This window comes from Plantibacter sp. Leaf1, from assembly GCF_001421315.1.
GTDB lineage: Bacteria > Actinomycetota > Actinomycetes > Actinomycetales > Microbacteriaceae > Plantibacter.
In genome coordinates, this window is sequence record NZ_LMJX01000001.1 from 271,461 (window position 1) to 293,997 (window position 22,537).

22 protein-coding genes and 1 tRNA gene are annotated in these 22,537 nt (G+C 69.8%); 7 read left to right on the top strand and 16 right to left on the bottom strand.

The features are described from left to right. Nucleotides 1-12: 12 nt before the first annotated feature. Genes ASE44_RS01105 through ASE44_RS01120 form a run of 4 tightly spaced genes read right to left on the bottom strand, consistent with a single transcriptional unit; the run spans nt 13 to nt 4,011 of the window. Entirely contained in the window at nt 13-1,047 is a 1,035-nt protein-coding gene (locus ASE44_RS01105; RefSeq protein ID WP_056776616.1) for a sugar phosphate isomerase/epimerase, read from the bottom strand. Then, nucleotides 1,044-2,162 carry a Gfo/Idh/MocA family protein gene (locus ASE44_RS01110; RefSeq protein ID WP_056777071.1) on the bottom strand — a complete coding sequence of 373 codons (1,119 nt, stop codon included), beginning with the start codon at nt 2,160-2,162 and terminating at the stop codon, nt 1,044-1,046. The genes ASE44_RS01105 and ASE44_RS01110 overlap by 4 nt, the downstream gene beginning before the upstream one ends. Beyond that, nucleotides 2,159-3,268: a Gfo/Idh/MocA family protein gene (locus ASE44_RS01115; RefSeq protein ID WP_056014096.1), complete on the bottom strand. Its 1,110-nt coding sequence runs from the start codon at nt 3,266-3,268 to the stop codon at nt 2,159-2,161. Before ASE44_RS01115 ends, ASE44_RS01110 begins: the two co-directional genes overlap by 4 nt. Next, a complete protein-coding gene (locus ASE44_RS01120; protein ID WP_056776619.1) occupies nt 3,265-4,011 on the bottom strand; it encodes a sugar phosphate isomerase/epimerase in 747 nt (248 codons plus the stop codon). The genes ASE44_RS01115 and ASE44_RS01120 overlap by 4 nt, the downstream gene beginning before the upstream one ends. A 154-nt stretch (nt 4,012-4,165) precedes the next feature. On the opposite strand from ASE44_RS01120, the gene ASE44_RS01125 reads away from it, so the two are divergent. Then, a complete protein-coding gene (locus tag ASE44_RS01125) occupies nt 4,166-4,828 on the top strand; it encodes a YqaJ viral recombinase family protein (RefSeq protein WP_056776623.1) in 663 nt (220 codons plus the stop codon). 43 nt (nt 4,829-4,871) lie between these two features. After that, entirely contained in the window at nt 4,872-6,098 is a 1,227-nt protein-coding gene (locus ASE44_RS01130; protein WP_056014088.1) for an ROK family transcriptional regulator, read from the top strand. Here ASE44_RS01130 and ASE44_RS01135 read toward each other — a convergent pair. Together ASE44_RS01135 and ASE44_RS01140 are read right to left on the bottom strand one after the other, a co-directional pair. Continuing rightward, complete coding sequence (locus ASE44_RS01135; RefSeq protein ID WP_082455595.1) at nt 6,065-6,841, bottom strand: DUF998 domain-containing protein; 777 nt, start codon at nt 6,839-6,841, stop codon at nt 6,065-6,067. The two genes, ASE44_RS01130 and ASE44_RS01135, sit on opposite strands and share 34 nt — an antisense overlap. After that, the gene (locus ASE44_RS01140; RefSeq protein WP_056014082.1) at nt 6,838-7,467 is read right to left on the bottom strand and encodes a Pr6Pr family membrane protein; all 630 of its coding nucleotides are present in this window, start codon (nt 7,465-7,467) and stop codon (nt 6,838-6,840) included. The genes ASE44_RS01135 and ASE44_RS01140 overlap by 4 nt, the downstream gene beginning before the upstream one ends. A gap of 227 nt (nt 7,468-7,694) precedes the next feature. On the opposite strand from ASE44_RS01140, the gene ASE44_RS01145 reads away from it, so the two are divergent. Then, a complete protein-coding gene (locus tag ASE44_RS01145; RefSeq protein ID WP_369796522.1) occupies nt 7,695-8,723 on the top strand; it encodes an NADP-dependent oxidoreductase in 1,029 nt (342 codons plus the stop codon). A gap of 18 nt (nt 8,724-8,741) precedes the next feature. On the opposite strand, the gene ASE44_RS01150 is transcribed toward ASE44_RS01145, so the two are convergent. The 8 genes from ASE44_RS01150 to ASE44_RS01185 form a co-directional block, all read right to left on the bottom strand. Further along, nucleotides 8,742-9,293, bottom strand: coding sequence for an N-acetyltransferase (locus ASE44_RS01150; protein ID WP_056776629.1), 552 nt, complete (start codon nt 9,291-9,293; stop codon nt 8,742-8,744). A gap of 102 nt (nt 9,294-9,395) precedes the next feature. Then, nucleotides 9,396-10,085 (bottom strand): 50S ribosomal protein L1, encoded by a 690-nt coding sequence (gene rplA, locus ASE44_RS01155; protein WP_056014076.1) that lies wholly within the window; start codon nt 10,083-10,085, stop codon nt 9,396-9,398. Between the two features lie 115 nt (nt 10,086-10,200). Further along, nucleotides 10,201-10,632: a 50S ribosomal protein L11 gene (rplK, locus tag ASE44_RS01160; RefSeq protein WP_056014074.1), complete on the bottom strand. Its 432-nt coding sequence runs from the start codon at nt 10,630-10,632 to the stop codon at nt 10,201-10,203. Between the two features lie 93 nt (nt 10,633-10,725). Then, nucleotides 10,726-11,700, bottom strand: a complete 975-nt coding sequence (gene nusG, locus ASE44_RS01165; RefSeq protein WP_056014071.1) for a transcription termination/antitermination protein NusG — start codon at nt 11,698-11,700, stop codon at nt 10,726-10,728. A gap of 138 nt (nt 11,701-11,838) precedes the next feature. Beyond that, nucleotides 11,839-12,111, bottom strand: coding sequence for a preprotein translocase subunit SecE (gene secE, locus ASE44_RS01170; protein ID WP_056014068.1), 273 nt, complete (start codon nt 12,109-12,111; stop codon nt 11,839-11,841). Nucleotides 12,112-12,152: 41 nt separating this feature from the next. Further along, nucleotides 12,153-12,225, bottom strand: a tRNA-Trp gene (locus tag ASE44_RS01175). Between the two features lie 178 nt (nt 12,226-12,403). Next, nucleotides 12,404-13,762 carry a LamG-like jellyroll fold domain-containing protein gene (locus ASE44_RS01180; RefSeq protein ID WP_056776632.1) on the bottom strand — a complete coding sequence of 453 codons (1,359 nt, stop codon included), beginning with the start codon at nt 13,760-13,762 and terminating at the stop codon, nt 12,404-12,406. Between the two features lie 85 nt (nt 13,763-13,847). Further along, nucleotides 13,848-14,453: a hypothetical protein gene (locus ASE44_RS01185; RefSeq protein ID WP_056776635.1), complete on the bottom strand. Its 606-nt coding sequence runs from the start codon at nt 14,451-14,453 to the stop codon at nt 13,848-13,850. 136 nt (nt 14,454-14,589) lie between these two features. Here ASE44_RS01185 and ASE44_RS01190 point away from each other — a divergent pair, with 136 nt between their 5' ends. Continuing rightward, nucleotides 14,590-15,141, top strand: a complete 552-nt coding sequence (locus ASE44_RS01190; RefSeq protein ID WP_056776639.1) for a DUF805 domain-containing protein — start codon at nt 14,590-14,592, stop codon at nt 15,139-15,141. Here ASE44_RS01190 and ASE44_RS01195 read toward each other — a convergent pair. Beyond that, a complete protein-coding gene (locus ASE44_RS01195) occupies nt 15,119-16,378 on the bottom strand; it encodes a low temperature requirement protein A (RefSeq protein ID WP_056776642.1) in 1,260 nt (419 codons plus the stop codon). The genes ASE44_RS01190 and ASE44_RS01195 overlap by 23 nt on opposite strands. 273 nt (nt 16,379-16,651) lie before the next feature. Here ASE44_RS01195 and ASE44_RS01200 point away from each other — a divergent pair, with 273 nt between their 5' ends. Next, nucleotides 16,652-17,725 carry an alkene reductase gene (locus ASE44_RS01200; RefSeq protein ID WP_056776645.1) on the top strand — a complete coding sequence of 358 codons (1,074 nt, stop codon included), beginning with the start codon at nt 16,652-16,654 and terminating at the stop codon, nt 17,723-17,725. Nucleotides 17,726-17,785: 60 nt separating this feature from the next. Here the strand turns inward: ASE44_RS01200 and ASE44_RS01205 are convergent, their stop codons facing one another. Further along, nucleotides 17,786-19,282, bottom strand: coding sequence for a helix-turn-helix transcriptional regulator (locus ASE44_RS01205; RefSeq protein WP_157579744.1), 1,497 nt, complete (start codon nt 19,280-19,282; stop codon nt 17,786-17,788). 150 nt (nt 19,283-19,432) lie between these two features. On the opposite strand from ASE44_RS01205, the gene aceA reads away from it, so the two are divergent. Both aceA and aceB read left to right on the top strand, forming a co-directional pair. Further along, a complete protein-coding gene (gene aceA, locus ASE44_RS01210; RefSeq protein ID WP_056776652.1) occupies nt 19,433-20,779 on the top strand; it encodes an isocitrate lyase in 1,347 nt (448 codons plus the stop codon). A 46-nt stretch (nt 20,780-20,825) separates the two neighbouring features. Next, nucleotides 20,826-22,490 carry a malate synthase A gene (aceB, locus tag ASE44_RS01215; RefSeq protein ID WP_082455597.1) on the top strand — a complete coding sequence of 555 codons (1,665 nt, stop codon included), beginning with the start codon at nt 20,826-20,828 and terminating at the stop codon, nt 22,488-22,490. Nucleotides 22,491-22,537 lie beyond the last annotated feature (47 nt).

A 22,537-nucleotide genomic window follows, 5' to 3' on the forward strand; every position in this document is an offset into this window, starting at 1 on the left:
AGCGACAACGCCCTACTGCGTGCTGAACGCGGCGTCGAAGGACTGCTCGGGGAGCTTCCAGAGCAGCTTCCGGATGTACCCGACCGCCTCCTCCGCTCCGTGCAGGCGGTCCATGCCGGCGTCCTCCCACTCGATGGAGATCGGTCCGGCGTAGCCGATGCTCGACAGGGCGCGGAACGCGTCCTCCCACGGCACGTCGCCGTGACCGGTCGACACGAAGTCCCAGCCACGACGCGGGTCACCCCAGGGCAGGTGCGAGCCGACGATGCCGGCGTGCCCGGTCGCCGGCCGGATCCGCGTGTCCTTGCAGTCGACGTGGTAGATGCGGTTCGCGAACTCGACGATGAAGCCGACGGGGTCGACGCCCTGCCACATCATGTGCGACGGGTCCCAGTTGAAGCCGAACGCGGGGCGGTGGTCGATCGCCTCGAGGGTGCGGACGCTCGTCCAGTAGTCGTAGGCGATCTCCGAGGGGTGCACCTCGTGGGCGAAGCGGACGCCCTCCGCGTCGAACACGTCGAGGATCGGGTTCCACCGGGTCGCGAAGTCCTCGTAGCCGGCGTCGATGACCGAGGCCGGGACGGGCGGGAACATCGCCGAGTACTGCCAGATCTTCGAGCCGGTGAAGCCGACGACCGTGTCGACGCCCAGCTTGCGGGCGACCCGGGCCGAGCGCTTCATGTCCTCGGCCGCGCGCTGCCGGACGCCCTCCGCGTCGCCGTCGCCCCAGGTGTAGTCGCGGACGATCGCCTGGTGGCGGAAGTCGATCGGGTCGTCGCACACCGCCTGCCCGGTGAGGTGGTTGGAGATCGCGAAGACCTCGAGTCCGTGCCGGTCGAGGATGTCGAGGCGCGACTGCAGGTAGGCGTCGTCCTCGTCGGCCCGCTTCAGGTCGAGGTGGTCGCCGGACGCCGCGATCTCGAGCCCGTCGTAGCCCCAGGACGCAGCCAGTCGCGCGACCTCCTCGAACGGGAGGTCGGCCCACTGCCCCGTGAACAGCGTCACGGGAAGTCGCCTCGCGTAGGGCTTGTCGGTGGTGTCGGTCATGCGGTGATCCTCGTCTCGTCATCGGTGGAGGTGGCGACCGGGGTCCAGGCGCCGGTGTCGGCGGCGTCCAGGACCGCCTCGGTGATACGGGCGGCACGGAGGCCGTCCGCGAAGACGGGCAACCCGTCGGGGGCCTGCCCGGCCATCGCGGCGTAGCTGTCCGCGATGAAGGCGTTGAACGCGTCCTGGTAGCCCATCGGGTGGCCCGCCGGGATGATCGACAGTCGTGCGGCGTCCGGGTGCAGCTGGTCGGCGTCGCGCGGGAGCAGCTGCGTGCCGGAGCGGCGTCCCAACCACAGTGTCTCGGGGGCCTCCTGGTCGAAGCCGATGCTCAGCTCGGTGCCGGCTACCTCCAGGTGGAGACGGTTCTTCCGGCCGGGCGCGAGCTGTGAGACGAGCAGCGTCCCGATGGCCCCGCCCTCGAGGCGGATGACGACCGCGGCGGCGTCCTCGGTGGTGACCTCGGGGGTGTTCGCGCGCTCGGCGAAGAAGGTGCGGACCGTGGAGCTCAGCTCCGTGATGCGCGCCCCGGTGATGAACTCGATGAGGTCGACGAGATGCGAGCCGATGTCCGCGAACGCGCGCGAGCGCCCGCCGGCAGCCGAGTCGACGCGCCAGTTGTCGTCCGTCTGCGCGAGCAGCCAGTCCTGCAGGTAGGACCCGCTGATGGTGAGCAGCGTCCCGAGGTCACCGGCCGCGACGCGCGCCCTGGCCTCGCGGACGAGCGGGTGGAACCGGTACACGAACGGCACGGTGCCGACGACGCCGGCCTCCGCGGCGGCGGTCACGAGCCGCTGCGCGGTCTCGGCGTCGGTCGCGAGCGGCTTCTCGCAGACGACGTGCTTGCCGGCGGCGATCGCCGCCAGGGCCTGTTCCGCGTGGAGGGCGTTGGGCGTGCAGACGTGGACCACGTCGACCGCCGGATCGGCGAGCATGGCGTCGAGCGACTCGTACCCGCGCTCGAACCCCAGCTCGCCGGCCACCTGACGCGACCGCTCGGGTGTCGAGGCGACGACACCCACCAGCCGGGCACCCGCTGCGCGAGCCGCCCGGCTGTGGACGGTGGCCATGAAGCCACCGCCCACCACCGCGATGCCGGGAGCCGTCACGGTCATGCTCCGAGGGAACGGTCCGCCGGGGTCCACGCCTCGGGCAGGGCCGGAGCGAGTTCGACGGTGCTCACGACGTCGACCGAGGTGCGGCTGAGGCCGGACTCGGCGGTCGAGACCATGACGTCGAGCACGTGGTAGGCGAGCTCACCCGAGGCGCGCTCCGGGCGTCCGGCGCGGATCGCCTGCGCGAGTTCGACGACACCGGTCCCGCGACCCTGCGTGGGGCCGGTCGACGGGATGGACTCCGGCTCCTCGCCACCGCCGTAGACGAGCAGCTCGCCTTCGAAGGTGTTGGGGTCGGGGACGACGAGCGTCCCGGTGGAGCCCGCGACCTCGAACTGCGTCCGTCCGAGCTTCGAGTCGAAGCTGAACACGCTCTGCGCGAGCTGGCCGCTCTCGAACTCGAACAGGGCGCTCACGTGCGTCGGCACGGTCACGTCGAACGACTGTCCGGCGCGCGGACCGGAGCCGATGGTGCGCTGCGGGAACGCCTGCGAGGCCAACGCCGTGACGCGGGCGATCGGGCCGAACAGCTGCACGAGGGCGGTGATGTAGTACGGGCCGATGTCGAAGAGCGGGCCGGCACCGTCCTGGAACAGGAAGTCGGGGTTCGGGTGCCAGGACTCCGGGCCGGGGCTCTGCATGAGCGTCAGGGCCGTGAGCGGCTGGCCGATCCCGCCGGCCTCGACCAGACGGCGGGCGGACTGGATGCCGGCACCGAGGAAGGTGTCGGGCGCGGTCGCGACGCGGAGTCCCTTGGCGTTCGCAGCCTCGAGCAACGCCTGGCCGCTCTCGCGGTCGAGCGCGAAGGGCTTCTCGCTCCACACGTGCTTGCCGGCGTCGAGGATCTGCATGGCGACCTCGACGTGCACCTTCGGGATCGTCAGGTTGACGACGATCTCGATCTCGGGGTCGGCGAGGAGTTCGGCGACCGATCCGTGGCCGGGGACACCGTACTTCTCGGCCTGCGTCTTCGCCCGCTCGAGGTCGAGGTCGGCGACGAAGCGGACGTCGAGGTCGGGGAAGGTGACGAGGTTGCTGAGGTACTGGTCGCTGATGACGCCGGCGCCGATGAGGCCGACACCGACCGTTCCGGTGTTGTCGCTCATGCCTGGACTCCGTTCGTGGTGAGGTAGGTGAAGCTCTGTTCGAGCCCCTGGAAGATGTCGCCGTCGAAGGCGTCGAACTCGACGACGCGCAACGCCTGCGGTGCTGCGTTGATGATGTCGAGCACGGGGACGACACCGGCGCCCGCCGGCAGCTGCCTCATCGTGTCGCGCGAGGCGTCGCCGTCCTTGACGTGGATGAACCGCACCCGGTCGCCGATGGTGGCGAGGACGTCGACGGCGCGGCGCCCGCCGACCTCGACCCAGTAGGTGTCGACCTCGAACACGACCGCGGGGTCGGTGATGGCGGCGAGGTGCTCGAGCGGGCTCGTGCCGGCGACGTCGCCCTCGAGCTCCCACCAGTGGTTGTGGTACCCGACCTGCACCCCGTGGCCGGCGGCGACCTGGGCCGCCGCGTTGAGGTCGTCGGCGATCGAGGCGACCGAGTCCGCCGTGGCGAACCGCTCGACGGCGATCGCGGGGTCGATGAGGACGCCGACCTGCTGCTCGGCGGCCGCGCCGAAGACGGCCGAGAGGTCGATGCCCTCGTCGATGACCTTGCCGTGCGCGCTCGGCGTGACGAGGCCCGCATCGTGGATGTCCTGCAGGCTCACACCGGGACCGAAGCCGAACGGCTCCGCCTGGCGGAATCCGATCTCGGTGAGGCGCTGCAGCGCAGCGGCACGGTCCGCGCTCAGCGGCTCCCGTACCGAGTAGAGCTGGACGGAGAGGTGGGAAGTCGACACGATGCTCCTCAATGATGATGGTGTCAGGCAGCCGCTGCTGCGTGATCCAGGCTAGCCACACTTCTGTCGGTGGTCAAACAAAAGTCCATCGCCCATCGTCGCTCGCTCGGCGACGAATACCGCCGGAGGCCGAAGTGTGCGGGACAATGGAGTCGTGAACTCAGCCCTGCTCTCCCGGATCGTCGCTGACTCCAGCGACCGCATCTCGTGGCTGCGGGCACGGTCGCGGGGGATCACCGCGACCGACGTCGCGACCCTCTCCACCCCGGCCTCCATCCAGCGCGCGGCCGACGCGAAGCTCGGCGGCACCGGATTCTCCGGGAACGCCTTCACCGACCACGGGCGTGCCCGCGAACCCGAGATCGCCCGCTGGGTCGCGGCGACCCACGGGATCAACCCCTCCTCGGCGCTCTTCCGGGCGGAGGTCGAGCACCGCCACCTCGCCACGCCCGACGGCATCGCCGTCACCGAACGTGGTGCCGTCGTCCTCGCGGAGATCAAGACCACGACGAAGTCCTGGCGCTCGATCCCGCGCAACTACCTGCGCCAGGTGTGGTGGCAGCAGTACGTGATCGGCGCGGAACGCACGCTCGTCGTCTGGGAGGAGCACAAGGACTTCGTCCCCATCGACGACGAGCCGCTCTGCCGCTGGGTGGAGCGCGACGACACCGAGATCGCGAAGCTCGTCGGCCTGGCGAACGCCCTCATCGATGAGCTGTACCACCGCACCAATCCGGCCGCCCGGCGCCCGGTCCTGCCGGAGCCCAGGCCCGCCGCCCCGGCCCTCCGGGAGCCGCTGCTCAGCCTCGACTTCTGACGACAAGTCGACAGAAGTCGGTCGAGATGGTTGACTGTGCCCCATGAACGAGCCGCAACGCCCCTCCCCCGGAGCACCGGGCGCCGGCGACCTCTTCCAGCTCTTCCGGAGCGGTGAGGCGCGGACGAAGTCCGAGCTCTGCACGCTCACGGGACTCGCGCGCTCCACCGTGTCCCTGCGCATCGACGCCCTCGTCGACGCCGACCTCCTCCGCCCGGCCGGGGAGGCCGCGTCCTCAGGGGGCCGCCCGCCGGCCCGGATCGCGTTCAACCCGCTGGCGCGCGTCGTGGTCGCCGTCGACCTCGGCGCGACGCACGGGACGGTCGCCGTCACCGACCTCGCCGGCTCCATCCTCGCGACGAGTCGAGCCGAACTCGAGATCTCCGCCGGCCCGGAACCCGTCCTGGACTGGGTCGTCGAGGCGGCGACCGCGCTCCTCGCCGACCCGCTCGCCTGGACGACGCCGCAACCCACCGCCCCGCTCGTCATCGGCGTCGGCGTCGGGCTGCCCGGTCCCGTCGAGCACTCCACCGGCCGCCCGACGAATCCGCCCATCATGCCCGGATGGGACCGCTTCGACGTGCCCGCCTACATCCGCCGGACGATCGACGTCCCGGTCCTCGTCGACAACGACGTCAACGTCCTCGCCCTCGGCGAGCACGCGATCTCCTGGCCGGACACGGACGACCTCGTGTACGTGAAGGTCTCGACGGGCATCGGTGCCGGCATCATCGCCGGTGGCGAGCTGCAGCGGGGCGCCCTCGGTGCCGCGGGTGACATCGGTCACGTCCAGGTTCCCGTCGGGCGCGACTCACCCCGGCCGGTCGACGACGAACGCGACCTCGAAGCCATCGCGAGCGGACCCGCGATCGCGACCGCGCTGCGCGCCCAGGGGGTCGAGGCCTCGAGCAGCCGCGACGTCGCCGCCCTCATCCGTGCGGGTGACCGCGCGGCGATCGAGACCACGCGGCAGGCCGGCCGCGAGATCGGCGAGGTCCTCAGCGTCGTCGTCAACCTCCTCAACCCCTCGGTGATCGTCCTCGGCGGCACCATGACCCGGGCGGGCGGTCATCTCCTCACCGGCGTCCGCGAGGTCGTCTACCGTCGCTCCATGCCCCTCGCCACCGGCCACCTCGGCATCGTCACGTCCACGGCCGGCGAGGAGGCCGGTGTCCTGGGAGCCGCGATCATGGTGCTCCGCGAAGCCCTGTCGGCGCCCGCCGTCGACGCGATGACTCAGCCGCGGAGCCCGGACGCCGTGTCGAACTGAGGTGCGTCCTCCTCCATCGAGGTGACGCCCCCGCCGTCGTCCGACCGCCCGACGGTGAGCGCCTCCGCCAGCCCGTACCCGACCAACCAGAGCAACGCGATCGTCATCGCCGCGAACTCCAACCAACTGCCCACCTGCTGCCCGATCTCGGCGAGCGACAGCAGACCGCCGATGCCGGCGACGACCGCGACGGCTGCACCGGCCACCCACGACACGCGCCGGACGACCCGGAGCCGGGCACCGATCGCGGAGCCGATCATGGCGAGGCAGGCGAGCGTGAATCCGAGGACCGCGAAGGAGATGTGCACCGCGTCCTGCACGGTGAACAGCGGGCTCGAGGGGATGGGGCACTCGTAGGTGCAGGTCACCTGCGAGGCGACGAAGAAGCAGACGCTCGAACCGGCGACGAGCAGCCAGGGGACGAGGACGCCTGCGATGCGGGACCGCTGCGGACGTCCACGGCCCGGGCGCGCCGCCCGCTGCAGGGCCACCGCGATGCTGAGACCACCGACCGCCACCATGAGGAGCGCCGCGTTGAACACGGGCGCCGTGACCTCGCCGGTGGCGCCGAGCCCGCTCACGTAGCTGTTCTTGGCCAGGCTCAGCCGCGCGGCCCAGATCAGGATCGCGGCGACTACGACGAGGACGCCACCGACGGTGGCGAACACGAGGGCGGGTCGGCGGCGGGCTCGCGAACGGGTGCCGGCGGCGAGGCCCGGCATGGACGACATCGTGCGGCTCACCCTCGGATCAACCGGGTCCGACTGAGGGCGATCACCGCGCACCCCATGAGGCCGATGAATCCCGCGATGGCGATGATGTACACGATGACCGCACCGACCCCGCCGGGCTGAGCCGGGTTGAGGAACGGGTACGGGTACCAACCGACGATCGCGCCACGGATCATCGTGTACACGGTCCAGACCAGCGGGAACGCGATGATCCCCCACACCTGCCGCCACTCCAGCCGGGACTTCCCGGGCGTGACGATCCAGACCACCACCAGATAGATCGGCGCGATGAGGTGCAACACCTCGTTCGACCACCCGAGGGTGTGTCCCTGGTCGAGCTGGATGCCGCGGAGCAACAGGTTGTAGACCACCCCGGTGGTCGCCATGTAGGTGACGACACTGCCGAGGAGGAGGTTGTACCAGGCGGGATCACGTCGCATCCGGAAGCAGAAGCCGGCGCCGATCAGGAGCACGATCGCACTCAACGCGTTCGAGAGGATCGTGAAGTAGCTGAAGAAGTTCACGACGAAGTCCACCGGCGCATCGCCGAACGACAGCGTGTAGACGAACTGTCCGACGATCGCGGCGATGATCACCCCGCCGGCGAGGATCCTGATGACTCCGAACAGTGCACGCATGGCGCCACTGTATCGGACCGACCGCGCGGCCCCGCAGTACCCGACACCAGTCGTGTCCCTCGAGGTGGGGGAATCGTTTCCACCCAATTGACACCGCCGTAACAGCGCCGACTCATTCGGCGGCTTTGATGAGAACAGAGCCGGACCACGTGCCGGAGCGAGACTCGTCGCCGAGCCGACCTCCGTCGGGTGGAATGTTCGGGGGACGAACGACGAAGGAGTACCCGATGCGTCAAGGAGCCGGACACTCGTGGTCGCTGGCGACCACCACTGATGCGGTCAAGCCGGCACCGGAGCACATGCGGGCCGCGGTGATCGACACGGTCGGCAGCCCCGAGGTGTTCCACATGCAGACGGTGCCGACGCCGAAGCCCGTGATGGCGGAGTTCCTCGTCCGCGTCGTCGCCGCCGGAGTGAACCCCATCGACGCGAAGACCCGGTCGGGGCGAGGGGTCTCCTCGGCCATCGCGACCATGCCCGCCGTCCTCGGATACGACTTCAGCGGCATCGTCGTGGAGTCGCCCTTCCCCGCAGCCGGCCTGCTCCCGGGCGACGAGGTCTACGGGATGACCGCGTTCCCGCGGACCGGCGGCAGTTACGCGGAGTACGTCGCCGTCTCCTCCCTGAGCCTCACGCGGAAGCCGACGACGCTCTCGCACGTCGAGGCCGCCGGGGTGCCCCTCGCCGCGCTCACCGCCTGGGGCATGGTCGTGGACGTCGCGAAAGCGCACGAGGGCCAGCGCATCCTGATCCACGCGGGCAGTGGTGGGGTCGGCCACTTCGCCGTCCAGTTCGCCGCCTACTTCGGAGCGCGGGTGATCGCCACCGGCTCCGGCCGGAACGTGGGCTGGTTGCGGGAACTGGGCGCGCACCAGGCCGTCGACCACGACGCCGTGCGGTTCGAGGACGTGGTCTCGGAGGTCGACGTCGTGATCGACCTCATCGGCAACACGGTCGACGACACGGGGACACGATCGCTGTCCGTCCTGCGTCCGGGCGGCCTCATCGTGAACGCGCCGACGGGGTCGTGGCCGACGCTGGTCGAGGATGCCCGAGCCGTCGGCGTCCGGGCCACGACGTTCCGGGTCGCCCCGGACGGCTCGACGCTCGACACCATCGGGCGTCTGCTCGAGTCCGGCGACGTCCGGGTCTTCGTCGACCAGGTGTTCGAGCTCGACGAGGTGCACCAGGCCCACACCGTCCTCGAGGGCGGTCATGCCAAGGGCAAGATCGTCCTGAAGGTCGCCGACGGCTGAAGCCGCCCTTCGACAGGCTTATGGACCGGGGTGGTTCACCCCGGAGACCCGTTCCATCACGAAGTCGTCGTGCCGCTCGGAGCCGACGAGGAACGTCTTGCGGCCGACGACGACGAACCCGCTCTTCTCGTAGAAGCGGATCGCCCTCGCGTTCTGCTGGTTGACGCCGAGCCAGACCGAGGAGGCGCCGTGCTCGAGGGCGTCGTCGAGCGTCGCCTCCATGAGCACGCGGGCCACGCCGCCACCATGCCCGTCGGCGAGGACGTACAGCTTGCTGAGCTCCACCGTCGGCCGGGGCGTGACCACGGCGAGGACGTCCGGGTCGGTCGGCTCGCCGAACACGAGCATCGTGTATCCGATGGCCGTGCCGTCCTCGGCGAGCAGCAGGCGCACCGCCCGGTCGGGGTTTCCGAGGTACTCCTCGAAGTGTTCCAGGGTGAAGTGCTGCGCGATGAACGCGTCGATGTCCGCCGGCGTCGTCCCAGGAGGGCACGCCAGCCCGAAGGTCGCGGCGGCGAGCGTGGAGAGCGTCGCCGCGTCGTCGGCGGTGGCGGGACGGGTGGAGACCATCCCCGCATCCTACGGGGTCGCCTGACGGTGGGAACGACGCTGCCGGCGGGAACGACGAAGGCCCGGTCGCACTGCTGCGACCGGGCCTTCGTACGGGTGTGACTAGATGGAGTTGACGTCCAGCGGGATGCCGGGGCCGAACGTGGTCGACACGGCGCCCTTCTGGATGTAGCGGCCCTTCGAGGAGGACGGCTTGAGGCGGAGGATCTCCTCGAGCGCGGTGTTGATGTTCTCCTCGAGCTGCGCGGCGTCGAACGAAGCCTTGCCCACGACGAAGTGCACGTTGGAGTGCTTGTCGACGCGGAACTCGATCTTTCCGCCCTTGATGTCGGACACGGCCTTGGCCACGTCCGGCGTCACGGTGCCGGTCTTCGGGTTCGGCATGAGGCCACGCGGACCGAGGACCTTTCCGAGACGGCCGACCTTACCCATGAGCTCCGGGGTCGAGACCGCGGAGTCGAAGGAGGTGTAGCCCTCGGCGACCTTGGCGATGAGCTCGTCGCCACCGACCTCGTCAGCGCCGGCCGCGATGGCGGCCTCTGCTGCCGGGCCCGTCGCGAAGACGATCACGCGGGCGGTCTTGCCCGTGCCGTGCGGGAGGATGACCGTGCCACGGACCATCTGGTCCGCCTTGCGCGGGTCGACACCGAGCTTGAGGGCGACCTCGACGGTGCTGTTGAACTTGGCGGAACCGGTCTCCTTGGCGAGAGCGACTGCCTCGTTCGGCGTGTAGAACTTGTCAGCCTCGATCTTCTCGACTGCGGCCCGGTAGGCCTTCGACTTCTGTGCCATGTGCGTTCTCCTATGAGAAATGTGGTCATCTGCGCCTGGCCGGCGCTGCCACGAGTGAAAAAAGAGTCGTGCGCGGGTGTGGCCTGGATGGCTCACCCGGTGCGGATCGGAAGGACTAGCCCTCGACCGTGATGCCCATGGAGCGGGCGGTGCCGGCGATGATCTTCGCGGCTGCGTCGATGTCGTTCGAGTTCAGGTCGGGAGCCTTCTGCTCGGCGATCTGACGGACCTGCTCCTTGGTGAGCTTCGCGACCTTGACGGTGTGCGGGGTACCGGAGCCCTTGGCGACGCCGGCGGCCTTCTTGATGAGCTCCGCTGCGGGCGGGGTCTTCAGGATGAAGGTGAACGAACGGTCCTCGTAGACGGTGATCTCGACGGGGATGACGTTGCCGCGCTGCGACTCGGTGGCCGCGTTGTACGCCTTGCAGAATTCCATGATGTTGACGCCGTGCTGACCAAGGGCGGGGCCGATGGGGGGAGCGGGGTTCGCGGCGCCGGCCTGGATCTGCAGCTTGATGAGACCCGTGACCTTCTTCTTCGGTGCCATGTTTCTTCCTTCTTCTGGGGTTCGAGCACCATCGGATGATGTGTGCTCTCCCGCGCGCCCGTCGGGCGGCGGTGGACTGGGGAGCCTGGTGAGCTAGAGCTTGGTGACCTGGTCGAAGCTGAGCTCGACCGGGGTCTCGCGCTCGAAGAGGGAGACGAGCACCGTGAGCTTGCCGCTCTCGGGCTTGATCTCGCTGATCGATCCGGGGAGACCCGCGAACGAGCCTTCCTTGATGGTGATCGTCTCGCCGATCTCGAAGTCGACCTCGGCGGGGATGACACGCTGCTGCGTGGCGCTGCCCTTCGTGCCGGAGCCCTTGGCGGGCGCGGTCTCCTTGACCTCGACGAGCGACTTCAGCATGTTGAAGGACTCTTCGAAGCGGAGCGGCGTCGGGTTGTGGGCGTTGCCCACGAAGCCGGTGACGCCAGGCGTGTGGCGGACGACCGACCAGCTGTCCTCGTTGAGGTCCATGCGCACGAGCACGTAGCCGGGGATCCGGACGCGCGTGACCATCTTGCGCTGACCGTTCTTGATCTCGACGACGTCCTCCATGGGGACCTCGACCTGGTAGATGTAGTCCGCGACCTCGAGCGTCGACTTGCGCTGCTCGATGTTGGCCTTCACCTTGCGCTCGAATCCGGCGTAGGAGTGGATGACGTACCACTTGCCCGGCAGGAAGCGGAGTTCCTTGCGGAAGGCGTCGTAGGGGTCTTCCTCGGTCTCTTCAGCGGGCTCGGCGTCGGCGTCGGCTTCGGCGTCGAGCGGCTCGGCCTCTTCCTCGGCGATGGCCTCGGCGGCTGCTTCGACCTCGGCGGCCTCGTCGAGCTCGAGCGCGTCGTCGACGACGGCGTCGGCCTCGGGGTCGACGGCTTCCGCCATCGCGTCGAGCATGGCGTCGAGGTCGACCTCGGTGTCGCCGGTCTCTTCGACGTGGACGGCGTTGTGCTCAGCGGGGTCGACGGAGTGCTCGTCGGCCGAGAGCACGTTGCCCTCCTGGGCCTCGTCGTCCTCCGAGGACTGCTCGGCAGCGGTTGCCCAGTCGACGTCGTTCGAGTTTCGCTCAGACACTGATTTCCATTCCGTTTCTGTTGTGCGGATCACGGTTGATCCCGGCCGCGGCGCCAGAGGCTGGCGCGTGACGGCGGTGTCGCCGTCGGTGATGATGGAGCCCGGGTACCGGGCCGGAGCACCGGAACCTGAGCGGGACTAACTCGCGGTGCCGAACACCAGGGTGACGACCCAGGCGAAGACGAAGTCGATGCCGTAGACGAGGGCCATCATGATGCAGACGAAGATGAGCACGACAGCCGTGTAGCTGAGGAGTTCCTTCCGCGTCGGCGTGACGACCTTCTTGAGTTCCGCGAAGACCTGCTTCAGGAACAGGACGATGCCCGAGAAGAAGCCGCGCCGTTCGGCACGGTCCGCCTTCGCCTTGACGACGACGTCCTCACCGGGCGTGTCGGTACTCTTCGGGGCCACTCGTTACACCTTTCGTGTGCCGGTGCATATGCACCGACTCGCAGGGCGGACAGGACTTGAACCTGCAACCTGCGGTTTTGGAGACCGCTGCTCTACCAATTGAGCCACCGCCCTTCAGTGCTGTTGCACTGGAGGGGTCGAATCTACCCCGACTTGCTGCACCATGCCTGACATCACGAGGATGGAAAACAGGCGCAGAAAATCATGGCAGATTTCAACTACCTCCATCCAGTGTACGGCACGGCTGCCCGGCTGTAAAACCGGCGAACGCCCTTCCCGCGGGACGTGTCGCTCACTGCCGGCCGGCGGCGGCGTGATCGTGCGCCTCCGTAGCCGAGAGGACCTGGTGGGAGATCGCGATCGTGTCGAGGTCTCCGACGAACCAGGAGGACGTCGGGGCGTTCGGCCAGTCCGCGGGCACCTCGTCGAAGCCGATCCGCCAGTACCCCAGCATCTCCCCCGTGAGCGCGGCGGGATCGGTCCCCACGAGGTCGCCGTCGAGGTACAGCGCCATGCCCGTCTCCGGCGACGACGTCGCTGCGACGTGGTGCCAGGCGCCGTCGGCGACGGACTCCGCGGTGGTGATGGCGTGCACACCCGTGTTCAGGATGCCGAAGTTCAGGTGCCCGTCCGGCCCGATGTAGACGTGCCGGTCGCTGACCGCGGACCCCGCCCCGTTCTGGTTCCCGAAGCCCAGCACCTCCCCCTGCGCCTGACTGGTCCGGAACCAGCCCTCGAGACTGAACGCGAGCGGGGCGACGGCCGGCATGTTCATCGTGATCTGCGTGCGGCTCGAGCCATCCAGGCGGACGAACGGGCTGTCGCCACACCCACCCGCGACCCGTGAGGCCTCGCTGCCGAGCGAGGCGGCCCACGGCCCGGTGCCGTGGTTGATGACCTCAGTCCCCGCAGGCTCGTTGAAGTCGAACTGGATCACCGGCGCACTGAGCGGCGCGTTGAAGCAGGAGAAGGTGCCCGCGGCGAGACGGTTCCCCGCCGACTCGGTGCTCGCCGCCCACGTCGCTCCGGCCGTCGGCAGGACGGACGAGACGGCGAGCGCCGCAGCGAGCGCCGCGCCGGCGATGGGGAGTGCGGCGCGGAGCGGATGCTGCAGCGATCGGGCTCCGCCCTCCTCGTCGAGGAGTCGGCGCGTCCCGAGGACGGCGCCACCGACCCCCACCGCGAGGAGACCGGTGAGCGCGAGCGGCACCCAGTCCCCGGCTCGCGCCCAGACGGTCGGAAGGCCGATGAAGGGCACCCGGAGGACGGCGACCCCACGCACGGCCGCGTCGTCGACCAGGAGTCGATCCGGCTGGCGATTGGCATCACCCTGCAAGCGCAGACCGCCGGCCTCCCGCTCCACCAACCGGTGGAGGAGGAGTGACCCGTCGGTGGCCGGATCGTCGACGAGCACCACCTGACCGCTGCTCACGTCCTTGCCGTCGATCGGCATCGAGACGACGATGTCGCCGGTGAGGATGCGCGGTTCCATCGAGCCGGAGGCCACCGTCGTCGGCATCCAGCCCGCGAGCCTCGGTACCGCGGCCCACGCGAGGAGGCACAGCGCGAGCAGGGCGAGGACACGGGCGCCGAGTGCGACGACGGTGAGCACCTGCGGCCAGAGGCGCTGGCGGAGCGATGTGTCGTTCACGAGGACTCCAGGGGTGTCGAGGGCGGCGGGTGGAGGAGGCGACGGCGGGTGCCCTCGGTCTCGGACCGAGGGCACCCCGGTCGGGTCAGGACGTGGCCGTGCGACCCTCCCAGACGAGGTCGACGGTGGCGGATCCGCCCTGGACCGTGTTGGGGGCGTCGGCGGTCAGCGTGTAGGAGACCTTGAAGACGCGCTCCTCGCCACCACCGGCGGACGCCCACGAGCCGATCCCTGAGGCGTGGTCGACGGCGGCGGAGGCGAGAGCGGCCAGGGTGCCGCTGTAGACGGTGGCACCCGACGCCGCCGGGACGAAGTCCTCGCAGGACCCGTACCCGCCGCCCTCGCCTTGCACGATCTCGAGCCGGAGGTACTGGTCGAGGCCCTTCTCCTGAACGGCGTTGTCGGTGTAGAGGCGGATGTCCGACTCGAGCGATCCGTCGGAGGTGATCGCGATGCAGTTCTCGCCGACCGAACCGGGCTGGAGGTCCTCGGCGGCGAACATGGCCGCGCCGGAGTCGTCGTCGGAGAGCGCGATCGATCCGGCACTCCAGGCGTTGCCGGGGTTGTCGGTCGAAGACGTGAAGGCGGAGTAGGACGCGGTCGAGACGATGACGCCGCTCGCCAGGACGGCGACGGGCAGTGCAGCCCAGCGGACGAGGCGGCGGGAGCGGGGGGACAGAACGGTGGTCATGGGGATTCTCCAGAGTCGGGCCGAGATCGGCTTGGGTTGTTGGTATTAATATTTCACATGTGCAACTGAAATACAACACCTGCTGGAGATTTGATAGCGTGGGGATCGTCAAGACGGATTCGACCTCGGGGGGACGATGAGCAGCGCAGACGAACACGGACCGACCACGACCGGCGCGGACGGCGAGCACGACCGCCGGATCCCTGCGCGCTTCGCGGACGACAGCCCGCTTCCGGGAGCCTCACCGCTCCAGGCCTTCGGCAGATTCTGGGCGCGCTACCCGATCTTCACGGGACGCGCGAGCCGCAGTGAGTTCTGGTGGTGGACGCTCCTCAACGCGGTGATCGCCCTGGCACTCCTGGCCATCGGGCGGGCCGTCGACGTCTCCACCGGCATGACCTCGGCGTTCTGGGAGGGCGACCTCTCCGAGGGGCCGGCCTGGGGTGCCCAGAGCGTCCTGTACGGGATCTGGGGACTCGCGACGATCATCCCCGGTCTGTCGCTCGGCGCCCGACGCATGCACGACACCGATCACAGCGGGTGGTGGCAGCTGATCGCCCTGGTCCCGATCTTCGGGTGGTTCTTCTTCATCTGGCTCGCCGCACAACCGAGCGACGAGGGTGGCGCACGGTACGACACCGGGCCGCACCGTGACGCCGAGCGGATCAGGCCGACTCCCCCGAAGTGACCCGCCGGGTCGGGCGGACCGTATCGGTGAGCGCGGCCACGACGAGCGCCGCGGTGCAGAGGCACCCGAGGGCGAGCTCGCCCAGGTTCGGCACGACGACGGCGGCGAGCGCACAACCGGCGAGCGCGGCGAGCCCGACGAGCGGGGCGACCGGCAGGGCTCGGTCGACGACGAAGCGGAACAGCAGGAGGCCGACGAGGTACAGCGCCGGGCCACCGACGATGACGACGCCTCCGGCGAGCTCGACCGCGGCGGCCGGCCGGTCGAGGATCTCCTTGTCTCCCACCGAGACGAGCACGATCCCGGCCACGATGACGACATGGGCGTAGCTGTAGCCGTCTCGCGCGATGCGTCCGAGACGACCCGGACCGCGGCGTGCGGGCTGATGGTCCTTCGCTCGGTCGGCCTCCTCCTCGGCTGCCTCCACCGCGTGTCGCCCCACGGCCTCGGTGCGGTGGAAGTACAGCCACCACAGGGCGGCGGCGGAGACGAAGGCGCTCAGCATCGCGACGACCGCCTCGGGTGAGGTCTCGAGTTCGACGAACGCGAACCCGGTGACGAGCAGCGATTCACCGATGGCGATGATGATGAACAGGGACGCCCGCTCCGAGAGGTGCGCACCGGAGAGGTCCCAGCTCTCGACCTCCGACCGTTGCATGCCCGGGAGGCGGAAGCCGAGCGCCCCACCGCCGTACTCGATGGCGACCGCTGCCACCCAGAGCGGGAGCTGCCACTCGGAGGGCACCAGGGCGCCCGCGATCCAGAAGACCCCGGCGAGCGCCGCCCAGACGAGGACGCGGGCGAAACTCAGGGCGACGTCGCGGTCGTGCCGCCAGGTCGCGACCACCATGAAGAGGGTGCGGATGAGCTGCAGCACGACGTACGCGACCGCGAACGCCAGCGCGCGGTCCGCGAAGGACGCCGAGACCGAGACCGCAGCCACGAAGGCGAGCAGTCCGAAGCCGATGAGGGCGAGCCGTACGGCGAGGCGTTCCGGGTCGAGCCAGTTCGTCACCCAGCTCGTCGAGACCCAGGACCACCACAGCGCGAGGATGAGGACGACCGACTCGAGCGCCGCGGTCACGCTCTGGTCGTCGGCGATGAGCTTGCTCAACTGGGTGAGCGCGAAGACGAAGACGAGGTCGAAGAAGAGCTCGACGAAGGTCACGCGCTCGGCGCGCTCGCCCGACTCCGGACGGCGGAGGTCTGCGGCGAGACCGAATCGAGGGGCTGGCATCTCCGTATCCTGACAGGCTTCGCCAGGATCGCCCGCCAGGCGGGACCCCGATGGGACCCGGTACCGACGCCTCCCCCTCGGATTCGTCGGTACCGGGCCGTGCTCGCCGCGAGCTGCGGGGACAGAGCTCGACGAGCACGCATTGAGCTTAGCGACTGGAATGCGAGAAGCACAAGGTTCAGAAACCTCATCGGAATACCGGTCCACGATCCAGGGTTGCCTCCTGAGGCTGCGTCGTCCGCGCACCGCACCCCCACGAAAGGCACCACCCGCATGGATCTCTTCGCCCCCGTCCGTCTCGGCGACCTCGAACTCGCCAACCGCGTCGTCATGGCACCCCTCACGCGGATGCGTTCCGGTGCCGACGGCGTCCCCGGCGACCTCGTCGCCGAGCACTACGGACAGCGCGCGGGCCTCGGCCTCATCATCACCGAAGGCACCTACCCGAGCGCCGAGTCGCGTTCCTACCCGGGTCAGCCTGGGATCGTCACCCCCGAGCAGGTCGCCGGCTGGCGCGGTGTCGCCGACGCCGTGCACGGCGCGGGCGGTCTCATCGTCATGCAGCTCATGAACGGCGGCCGGGTCTCGCACACCGACATCACCGGCACCGACCGCATCGTCGCGCCGAGCGCCATCGCGATCACCGGCGAGGTCCGCACCCCGGCCGGCGCACAGCCGTACCCGGTTCCGCACGCCCTGACGACCGAGGAGCTCGACACGGTCCGCGACGAGTTCGTCCAGGCCGCCCGCAACGCGATCGAGGCCGGGCTCGACGGCGTCGAACTCCACGCCGCCAACGGCTACCTGCTCCACGAGTTCCTCTCCCCCGTCTCCAACGTGCGCACGGACCGCGCCGGCGGAAGCCCTGAGGCCCGCGCCGGGTACGTCGCGGAGGTCGTCCGCGCCGTGGCCGAGGCCGTCGGCGCAGCACGCGTCGGCATCCGCATCTCCCCGATGAACGGCGCCGGCGACACGGCGGAGACCGACGAGGCTGACGTCCGCGCCACCTACGGCTCACTCCTCGACGCCCTGGCCCCCCTCGGGCTCGCCTACCTCAGCATCCTCCACGAGGAGCCGGCCGGTGCACTCGTGCAGGACCTGCGCGGTCACTTCGGCGGCAACCTCATCGTGAACAGCGGCTTCGGCACCGTCACGACCCGCGAAGAGGCGATCGCGCTCGTCGAGCACGCACACGCCGACGCCGTCGCCGTCGGTCGTCTCGCCATCGCGAACCCGGACCTCGTCGAGCGCTGGGCCGGCGAGCACGAGGAGAACACGCCGAACCCGGCGACCTTCTACGGCGCCGGCGCCGAGGGCTACACCGACTACCCGCGCCTCGCGAGCTGATCCGCTCGAGGTGAGGCGCCTCGTCGTTCCGCGGACCGCGGCGTGACGGGGCGCCTCAGCTCATTCCACTTCAGGTGGGGCGTGGGCCTCCAGGAACTCGTACACCTCGACGGGGTCGACCCCGGGGAACGAGCCCGTCGGCAGTGCCGCGAGCAGACTCGTCGGGGTCCGCGCCGCCGGCCAGGCCTGCCCGGCCCAGCGTTCGGCGAGCGCCGGTGACGCTCGACGACAGCACCGCTCGTCCGGGCAGTTCGACGTGGCCCGATGCGGCGTCTCGCGGCCTCGGAACCACTTGACGTGCGCGAACGGCACCCCGACACTCACCGAGTACTCCCCCTCCTTCGCCCGCTCGATGCGCGAGGTGCACCAGAAGGTGCCGGTGTCCATGTCCGTGTACTGGTACCAGGGGCTGAAGCGGTCCTCCACGTCGAAGACCGTCCTGGCCGTCCAGTTGCGGCAAACCGGCGAGCCCTCCACCGCACCGAGGACGTCGGAGGGGAAGGTCACGCCGTCGTTCTCGTACGCCTTGATGATCGTCCCCGACTCGTGCACCTTCATGAAGTGCACCGGGAGACCGAGATGCTTCGTCGCGAGGTTCGTGAACCGGTGTGCGGCCGTCTCGTAGGACACGGCGAACGCGTCGCGCAGGTCCTCCATCGAGATGCGTCGCAGCTGCTTCGCCGCGCCGAGCACCCGGACGGCGTCGCGCTCGGGCAGCAGCAGCGCGGCCGTCAGATAGTTGGTCTCGACGCGCTGCCGCAGAAAGTCGGCGTAGTTTCTCGGCTCCTCGTGCCCGCAGAGGTGACTGGCGAACGCCTGCAGGATGGGTGACCGCGAGTCGCGCGACACCGACGGCTCGGTCGGCAGGTAGATCCGCCCGTTCCGTCGATCGGTGACCGATCGTGTCGAATGCGGCAGGTCGGAGACCGAGTGGAGCGAGAACCCGAGGTACTGCGCCATCTCCGAGACGGTCTGGTGCGAGACCGGACCACCCGTGTAGCCGACGGCGTCGAGGAGCCCCTTCGCGACGGCCTCGAGCTCGGGGAAGTAGTTGTCGGCGGCCCGCATGTCCGCCCGCAGGGCCACGTTCGCCCGGCGCGCCTCCTCCGGCGTCGCTGCCCGTTCACGATGGAGTCTCGCGACCTCGTCGTGGAGCGCGAGGACGGCACGCAGGGTCTCGTCGGCCGTTCCCCGTGAAACACGGATGGGCGTGATCCCGAGCGCGGAGAAGACCGTGCCCCGTTGTGCCCGCTCGACGGCGATCTCCAGGGCGGCCCGCTCGCTCGGCGGCTCGTCGCGGAGGAGGTCCTCGACCGTGGTGTCGACGGCCGCCGCGATGAGGCGGAGCGTCGCCAGGCTCGGCTCGCGGTGCCCGTTCTCGACGGCCGACGCCTGCGACGGAGCGCGGTCCATCGCGCGGGCGAGGTCGTCGAGCGTGAGTCCGGCGCGCAGGCGGGCGTCACGGATCCGACGCCCGAGGACGAGGGCGTCGGCGTGGGCGGGGGCGGCGTCGCCAGGGGAGGCGGAGCCGGGTGGAGCAGCGACGGTGCTGGTCATGGGGATCATGCTCACACGGCCCGGTAGTTCCGGCAACCAGAAGGTCGGCCGTTCTTCTGCTCACGGATCACGGACATCGGGGATCCGGCGGGCACAGGATCGGTCCCACAGCATCTCCAGACCGACCGCATCCGACCCTCAGGAGCCACCGTGAGCAACGCCGCCACCAGCCCATCCGACCACCACAGCCCGCTCCGTGCCGGCGACCAGACGCAGACCGCCGAGGAGCTGCAGGAGGAGTGGGACACCGACCCGCGCTGGGACGGCGTCCGCCGTGATTACACCGCGGCCGACGTCATCCGCCTCCGCGGCGGCGTCCGCGAGGAACCGACCCTCGCCCGTCGGGGCGCCGAGCGACTGTGGAACCTCCTCCACACCGAGGAGTGGGTGCCGGCTCTCGGAGCCCTGACCGGCAACCAGGCCGTCCAGCAGGTCAGGGCAGGCCTCAAGGCCATCTACCTCTCCGGTTGGCAGGTCGCCGCCGACGCGAACCTGTCGGGACAGACCTACCCCGATCAGAGCCTCTACCCGTCGAACTCGGTGCCCGCGGTCGTCCGCCGGATCAACAACGCCCTCCTGCGAGCCGAACAGATCGACTTCGCCGAGGCACCCCTCGGCGAAGCCCCGGGACGGGAGGCGATCGACTGGCTCGCCCCGATCGTCGCCGACGCGGAAGCGGGCTTCGGCGGCCCACTGAACGCCTACGAGCTCATGTCCGGCATGATCCAGGCCGGCGCGGCAGGCGTGCACTGGGAGGACCAGCTCGCGGCTGAGAAGAAGTGCGGCCACATGGGCGGCAAGGTCCTCGTGCCGACGGGCCAGCACATCCGGACGCTCAACGCGGCACGCCTCGCGGCAGACGTCGCCGGTGTCCCCACCGTCGTCATCGCCCGCACCGACGCACTCGCCGCCACGCTGATCACGAGCGACATCGACGAACGCGACCAGCCGTTCCTGAACGGGAACCGCACCCCGGAGGGCTTCTACGAGGTGGAGAACGGCATCGGTCCGGTGCTCGCCCGCGGCCTCGCCTACGCGGAGTACGCCGACCTCCTCTGGGTCGAATCGGCGGAACCCGACCTCGGCCTCGCCCGTCGCTTCGCCGAGGCCGTCCACGAACGGTTCCCCGGTAAGAAGCTCGCCTACAACTGCTCCCCGTCGTTCAACTGGCGGTCGCACCTCGACGACGCGCAGATCGCATCCTTCCAGCGCGAACTCGCCGCGATGGGGTACGCCTTCCAATTCATCACCCTCGCCGGCTTCCACGCCCTCAACCACTCGATGTTCACGCTGGCGAGCGACTACCGGGAGCGGGCGATGAGCGCGTACGTCGACCTCCAGGAGGCCGAGTTCGCCTCAGCAGCCCACGGCTACACCGCCACGAAGCACCAGCGGGAGGTCGGCACCGGCTACTTCGACCTGGTCGCGACCGCACTCAACCCCGGCAGCGCCACCCTCGCCCTCGCCGGATCGACCGAGGAACAGCAGTTCCACTGAGCCCTGCCCCACCCATCACCACCTCCATCCGAAACGGAGTCACCCCATGAACACCATCCTCGCCTCCCCGCCCACGCCCACCACGGCACCGGTTCCGACGAAGCGCACCGGCCCCGCCATCGAGGTGATCGGTCGACGCCTCGACCGCTCCGAGGAGATCCTCACGCCGGACGCCCTCGCCTTCCTCGCCGAGCTGCACCAGCGGTTCGCGGGCGCCCGGCACGATCGCCTCGCCGAGCGCATGCGCCGACGATTCGAGATCGGCAACGGCCGTGACCCGAAGTTCCGCGACGACACCGCCGCGATCCGTGAAGACGCCTCCTGGCGGGTCGCCGGTGCCGGTCCCGGCCTCGAGGACCGCCGGGTCGAGATCACCGGTCCGACCGATCCGAAAATGACCATCAACGCGCTCAACTCCGGCGCGGACGTCTGGCTCGCCGATCAGGAGGACGCCACGAGCCCGACCTGGGCCAACGTCATCGGCGGGCAGCTCTCACTCCGCGACGCGATCCGCGGCGAGCTGACGTTCACGAACGAGGCGGGCAAGGAGTACCGCGTCACGGCGACCGAGACACCCACGATCGTCATGCGCCCGCGCGGCTGGCACCTGGTCGAGAAGCACCTGCGCTTCGTCGACCGCACGGGCGCCTCCATGGCGGCGTCGGGGAGTCTCGTCGACTACGGCCTGTACGTGTTCCACAACGCCGAGGCCCTGATCGCCGCGGGCCGAGGGCCGTACTTCTACCTCCCGAAGCTGGAGTCGAGCGAGGAGGCGAAGCTCTGGGACGACGTCTTCACCTTCACGGAGGAGCGCCTGGGACTGGTGCACGGCACGATCCGTGCGACCGTCCTCATCGAGACGCTGCCGGCGGCGTTCGAGATGGACGAGATCCTGTTCGCGCTCCGAGACCACTGCGCCGGGCTGAACGCCGGACGGTGGGACTACATCTTCTCGATCATCAAGCACTACCGCGGTCGCGGTGCCCGCTTCGTCCTACCCGACCGGAGCGAGGTCACGATGACGGTGCCCTTCATGCGGGCGTACACCGAGTTGCTCGTGCAGACCTGTCACCGCCGCGGCGCGCACGCGATCGGCGGCATGTCGGCCTTCATCCCGAACGGCCGGGACCCGGAGGCGACGGCGCGGGCCATCGAGAAGGTCTCGGCCGACAAACGACGGGAGGCGGCCGACGGGTTCGACGGGACCTGGGTGGCGCACCCGGGACTCATCCGGGCCGCGAGGGACGAGTTCGACGCGATCCTCGGCGAACGCCCGAACCAACTGGACCGACTGCGGGAGGACGTGTCGGTCACCCCGGCGCAGCTCCTCGGCGTGCGCATCGGTCGTGCCGTCACCGACGCCGGCCTCCGCGACAACGTGTCGATCACGGTCCGCTACCTCGACTCCTGGCTGCGCGGGGTCGGCGCGGCGGCCATCGACGGACTGATGGAGGACGCCGCGACGGCGGAGATCAGCCGCTCGCAGATCTGGCAGTGGATCCACCAGGACGTCGCGACGGACGACGGCCGGCCGATCACCCGCGAGCGGGTCGAAGGCCTCCTCGACGAGCTGCTCGTCTCGCTCCCCCGGACCGCCGAGGACCGCTTCGACGACGCCGCCGAGCTGTTCCGCGAGGTGGCGCTCCGCGACGAGTTCCCGACCTTCCTCACCGTGCCGGCGTACACCCGCCACCTGGTCGACCCGGCGTAGGTGCGCAACGTCCAGCGCTCCTGCCCGCCGCTCGTCGTCGGAAGCCG